Consider the following 2,060-nt stretch of genomic DNA (forward strand, 5'->3'; position numbering starts at 1 on the left):
TTACTCTGGTTTATTGTTACTCGAAGAACTTGGAACATAACTTGAATGGAAATCTGTATACTGGACCTCGGTTATCATCCCTGCGTTCGCGTGATGCAGATCGTGGCAGTGAAACAGCCAGTTACCCGGATTATCGGCTAGGAAGGCAACCTCATAAGTTTCACCCGGTTTTACATTCAACGTATCTTTGTAAATGGGGGAACCGTTGACCGGTTTGCCATTTTTGCTCAAAACCTGGAAAAAGTGGCCATGGAGATGCATTGGATGGTTATTCATATGATCACGATTGACCAGCTTGACCTTCACGCGATCACCCGTTTTAACCTTAATCGGATCTGTATTTGGGAAGGTTTTCCCATTGATCGTATAGATCATCCCATTATTGTTCATACCTGCATTAAGGTTCATGGTATAGGTGACGTCGTATTTTTGATTCAGCGTAAACTCAGGTTTTGTTTTAGACCCGTAGTCAGCAAAGTTTATAGCCGGCAATTGTGTGCTTGCATTAGGTTGATCGGTTGTAGCCTTGCTACCTTCATAGTCAATTAAGGCCTTCATCCCGTTCGTACCCTTTGCTGTTCCATGATCTTCGATATACCATTTTCCCGGATTGTCCGCAGTAAAGGCTACATCATATCGTTCACCTGGTGCGATGGAAATGACCTGGTTTTTAACGGCCTGCGGATTGTTTATAGGCTGACCATCAGTTGCAATTACTTTAATGTTGTGACCATGGATATGAATGTTATGCGGGAGGTAGCCGGCATTAATGAAACGCAGCCGAACATTATCCCCTTTATTGACCGTCAGAGGTTTAACCAGACTGCCGCTTTTTCCATTAATCGTGTACAAGTCGTACATGCTCATATTATCGGCCATCATATTCCCGGGCATATTCATGCCGTTGCTGTTTCCGCTATCTGAACTGCTGTTGTCCATATTATCCATATTCATTCCACTACTGCCACCACTATTTGAGCTGCCTTGATCTGAACCGCCCATATCCATGCCGGGCATGCTGCCCATTCCGGAATCTCCGTTGTTCTTATTGCTTTGACCCGCAGGTGTCATCGCTTTAATCTGACTGTTGATCTGATTTTTATCGGTTACCCATTCGTCCAGCATTAGGGTGTAATCCTTATCATATTTTTCTTTAGGATCTTCAACAATGAAGGCCCCATATAACCCTCGGTCCACCTGATTCACTGAATCCTGGTGAGAGTGATACCAATAAGTGCCTGCTTTGTCAGCAACGAACTCATAAGTGAAGCTCTTTCCTGGGGCTACAGCGTTTTGTGTCACACCTGGGATACCATCCATTTTATTAGGAACTGGATAACCGTGCCAGTGAATCGAAACAGGTGCAGAAAGCTCATTCTTTAAGGTGACACGCACTTTCTGGCCTTTTTGTACATGAATTTCCGGTCCGGGTGCTGATCCGTTAAACGTCCAAACTGGGACAGTAACGCCGTTGCTCAATTTTTGTGTCCCTTTTTCGGCAACAAGCGTAACATTTGGCCCTCTCAATATTTTGGGTGATTCTGAAGCAGCCGATTCGCTGCTCGCAGCCTGCTTGTTGGCTGTTTTGTTGCTATTTTCTGTAGTCGCAGAGCACGCAGTAATGATGAGTAGTGTGAAAATTACCAGTGCGACGAAAAGAAATTTTTTCATGGATACACTCTCCTTATCTCGTTTCCACAAGTGTATCGAACAAATGTGGAGAAACTGTGAAGATTTATAAATACTCAATAAAAATAAAGTTTAAATCAATGTATCTAGAGATCGTAATGATCAAGAAATCTATAGCTATTAAATTTTAAATATAAAAGGCAGAGATCGTATCATTCCTTAGAACTGAGGGAATAAGGAAACCTGATGTTTCTCTGATTTTCCATTTCTATTCGTGCTTGTTCGCAAATGATTTCAAAAAAGATATGATATTTTTCATATCCTAACAAAAACTACACATCTGTTCATTAGAATAAATGAGACCAAGGGATAAGCAGTGCCTTCATTTAACTACGAAAAGCCCCACGACTAGGTATAACAGATCGCTCAAT

The 2,060-nt window shown here is 42.2% G+C and carries 1 protein-coding gene; it reads right to left on the reverse strand.

Annotated features, from left to right (window positions below; all coding sequences use genetic code 11):
* Nucleotides 1-1,671: a multicopper oxidase family protein gene (locus SIN01_RS14520; RefSeq protein ID WP_047035301.1), complete on the reverse strand. Its 1,671-nt coding sequence runs from the start codon at nucleotides 1,669-1,671 to the stop codon at nucleotides 1-3.
* Between the last annotated feature and the right edge of the window lie 389 nt (nucleotides 1,672-2,060).

Source organism: Sporolactobacillus inulinus (assembly GCF_006539285.1).
GTDB lineage: Bacteria > Bacillota > Bacilli > Bacillales > Sporolactobacillaceae > Sporolactobacillus > Sporolactobacillus inulinus.